Annotated in this window: 3 protein-coding genes; 1 reads left to right on the plus strand and 2 read right to left on the minus strand. The window is 43.8% G+C overall.

Translation table 11 applies throughout. The features are described 5' to 3' along the window. Nucleotides 1–236: 236 nt before the first annotated feature. Complete coding sequence (locus SPADD19_RS09900; protein WP_061455896.1) at nt 237–1,406, plus strand: CynX/NimT family MFS transporter; 1,170 nt, start codon at nt 237–239, stop codon at nt 1,404–1,406. Between the two features lie 86 nt (nt 1,407–1,492). Here the strand turns inward: SPADD19_RS09900 and SPADD19_RS09905 are convergent, their stop codons facing one another. Beyond that, the gene (locus SPADD19_RS09905) at nt 1,493–2,617 is read right to left on the minus strand and encodes a LysM peptidoglycan-binding domain-containing protein (protein WP_061455897.1); all 1,125 of its coding nucleotides are present in this window, start codon (nt 2,615–2,617) and stop codon (nt 1,493–1,495) included. Between the two features lie 370 nt (nt 2,618–2,987). Continuing rightward, nucleotides 2,988–3,532 (minus strand): V-type ATP synthase subunit D (locus tag SPADD19_RS09910; protein ID WP_061455898.1); only part of this gene is annotated, 545 nt, incomplete at its 5' end.

Raw genomic sequence — 3,532 nt, forward strand, 5'->3', positions numbered from 1 at the left:
ACCTCCTAACTTTGTTTGATAGAAAATCCTAAACTTTTTCATAATAATCTCCCTATAAGAGCCACCAAAACCGGTGGCTTTTTCTACGTACCTTTACGAGCATCAGCGAGTTTAGGTACGTTGACGCAGTTCGAACAACAGTGAGAACTACGGTCCTTCTCCTTCATTTGTATCAATACTCCAATTTATACTCGATCTGTGTTATAATGAAGAGAATTTTTGTCTGAGGAGGATTTATGAAAAAAACACATTCTATGTTATTCGTCCCGGGCATCATTATGCTTGGGATTGTTTTACGAACACCATTTACTACGCTTCCGACGGTCTTGTCTGACATCGCAGCTGGTTTGGGGGTAGATGTGAGCTCTCTGGGACTATTGACTAGCTTGCCACTTCTCACCTTTGCCCTTTTCTCACCTTTTGCAATTCAATTTGCTAAAAAGTTGGGGATTGAGCGCCTCTTTTTCCTAGTTTTGATCGCGATTACGATCGGATCTGCCATTCGGATTATCAACCTCCCCTTCCTCTATCTGGGAACCATCTTGATTGGAGCTGGCATCGCCTTTCTCAATGTGCTGCTTCCAAGCCTGATTCAAGCGAACAGACCCCGTCAACTAGGCATTCTGACCACTTTGTACATCACTTCTATGGGGATGTCCACAACGATCGCCTCTTCTGTCGCTGTTCCGATCACCAAAGCCACTTCTTGGCAAGGTTTGGTCAACATCTTGACAGCCTTGTGTGCTCTTGCTTTGGTCATCTGGATTCCTAACATTCGCTACAACCACCATCTAAAAAAGACGGCCACTACAGAATCTAGTAGCAAGTGGTATACCAATAAATATGTCTGGGCTATCATGATTTTTGGAGGCTTGCAGTCACTGCTTTTCTACACAAGTATGACCTGGCTTCCGACCATGGCTGTTCAAGCTGGCCTTTCAAAGGTTGAATCTGGACTACTGGCCTCCGTGTTCACCCTGATCAGTCTCCCATTCTCCTTGACGATCCCAAGTTTAACCACACGGTTATCCGATCGCAATCGACACTTGATGCTTGCGATTGTTGTCGGAGCAGGGATTCTGGGGGTAGCCATGCTCTTAATCCCGACCAGCAACTTCTTCTACTGGTTGGTATTAAATGCCCTGATTGGAAGTTCCGTTAGTTCGCTCTTCCCTTACCTCATGGTCGCTTTCTCCATGAAATCCAGCACACCTGAGAAAACTGCTCAACTTTCTGGTCTTGCCCAAACAGGAGGCTACGTCTTTGCAGCCTTTGGGCCCATCCTCTTTGGATATAGCAAATCTCTCTTCCACTCTTGGACACCTGCCATTCTTATGTTACTGGTCTTAACCATTATCATGGCGATTGCCCTTTATCAGGTGGAAAAAGTTGATCATATTTTATAACCATCGTCTGGCTGGAAGATTCGTCTTCCGGCCTTTTTTGTGCATACAAAAAAAGAACTAGGCACTTGTCCTAGTTCGAAGTTTTATTATCCGTTAAATGAGATATGTACGTGATCGTAGTGGTTTGCTGTATCTCCACCACGGTCTGGCATTTGGTTCCATGTGTTAGCAGGTCCGTAAATGTTGTCGACTGGCATGTAGAATTGTTGTTTCCAGATGATGTATGAGATACCTGCACGGTCCATGTTGTCAATTGCATATTGGGCAACTTGATCTCCAAGTTCAGAACTTGTCGGAACCATTACGTCTACTGCAAGCCCTTTACCATGGTCTTCTGGATCCCCTTCACGGTAACCACCGATATTTGTGATACCGAATTTCGCAGCGATTTCTTGACGGAAAGCTTCCGCTTGCGGTTGAAGGTGTGGATCAGTTGGAATGGCATTTGCAGCTGTTGGAGTTGATGCTAGTGGTTGCACTTCAGGTGTAGCAGCCGTTTCTGCTACTGGTTGTGCTGGAGCTTCCTCTACTGGAGCTTCAGGAGCAGAAGCTGGTGTTTCAGCAGGTGTTTCCGCTACTGGAGCAGATTGAGGAGCAGCTGGCGCTACTTCTTGATTTTGAACTTCAACATTGACAGCTGGAGCACCGTAGTTTGGTGTTTCTGGAACAGCTGGTTGTGCTGGTGTTTCTGCTGCTGGTACTTCAACTACTGGAGCTTCTTGAGTGCCCGCTGCTGGAGCAACTGGAACAGCTTTGTTATCTTCGTTTACTGGTTTAGACAAATCGTTAACAGCGACTGTTTGGTCATCAACTGTCACTTGGTTTGTTGTCAAGTCAGCACTTGCAACGGTTGCATCTGTCGCACCTGCTTGAGGAGTTTGGATTTCAACTGAAGTTACTTCTTTTTGATCATTTACTGTTGTTTTCAAAACAGTACCTGGGTAAATCAAATCCATGTTGCTGATGTTGTTCAAGTTTGCCAACACATGTACATCGATTCCAAGCGCTTCTGCGATCGAACTCAATGTATCACCATATTTGATGGTATAAGTTTGTTGGTTTTCACCGCTTTGTTGGATATCATGTTTGATTTCATCTACTGAGCGAGCTACCCAATCTTCAAGTGTTTCTGCAGTGGCTTTTGTAAATGGAATCACTGCAAGAGCTACTGTTGAAGCGATCAAGGCTTTCGTATTAACTTTTAATTTCATCTTTTATCCTCTTTTTTCATTGTTTTTTTGCTCAATATTTTCTTGAACAAATGAACTACTACTCTATCTTATCACAATTTAAAAATAATAAAAGGTCTTTTTGTCTATTTAACAAAACTGTATTTTTCTTGTAATATTTCGTCTTTCTTGTCACATTGTTACAAACTAGTAACATAAAAATAGGGTAGTGGAAGAAGAGTACGAGGGTGCAAAAGAACCTCATCTAGGAATGATTTCTTGATGAGGTTCTTGTATTTTTTAAGTAATTGAGGCCGGGCTAAGAACTGTGTGAAAAAGATGAGCTGTCTTGTCTTCATCGAAGACTTCGTCAATTTCCTATTTTTACTTTGTTTTTTACAGCCTTAGTATCTTATTTTACCTTCATGATTCTGACGAGGTTGGCGCGCTCGGCTTCTTCGAGTTTCATTTCGATATAATAGATAGTCTCTTTGAGGTCTGGGATGGTCGCATACTCGAGTCCGTTCACTCGACGGCGGGTTTTCTCGATTTCATCTGCCATGAGTTGGCAGCTTTTTTCGATTTCCGCTAACTTGAGCAAATCTGGGAGTAGATCCCCCATTTCTTGGATCGTGCTATCCATTTGACTGTTGGAGGCTAAGTAGCTATAAACCACGTCCCCTTCATCATCTCCGTATGGATTATCGATACGAGCATGGAGCTTGGGCACGCGCACACTCATGACATTTTCTTCCTCAATATGAAGCATCACTTCTCGCGTAGGAACGGCAAAGATTTCTTCCACCATGAGGTCGCTCTCTAAGGACTTGGCCATCACGAAATCTTGCATATTGCCCACCAGCGCTGCCTCCACCTTTTGGCGCAGACGATTATTCTCACGCACAGCTTCAATAAAACGGCGCATGAGTTCATCCCGCTTATCCTTGAGCAACTTGT

The sequence above is a fragment of the Streptococcus parasanguinis genome (assembly GCF_001578955.1).
Taxonomy (GTDB): Bacteria; Bacillota; Bacilli; order Lactobacillales; family Streptococcaceae; genus Streptococcus; species Streptococcus parasanguinis_U.

Excerpts from the sequence above, each read along its gene's own strand:
- SPADD19_RS09900 (WP_061455896.1), top strand. The coding sequence starts at position 237 with ATGAAAAAAACACATTCTATGTTATTCGTCCCGGGCATCATTATGCTT.
- SPADD19_RS09905 (WP_061455897.1), bottom strand. The coding sequence starts at position 2,617 with ATGAAATTAAAAGTTAATACGAAAGCCTTGATCGCTTCAACAGTAGCT.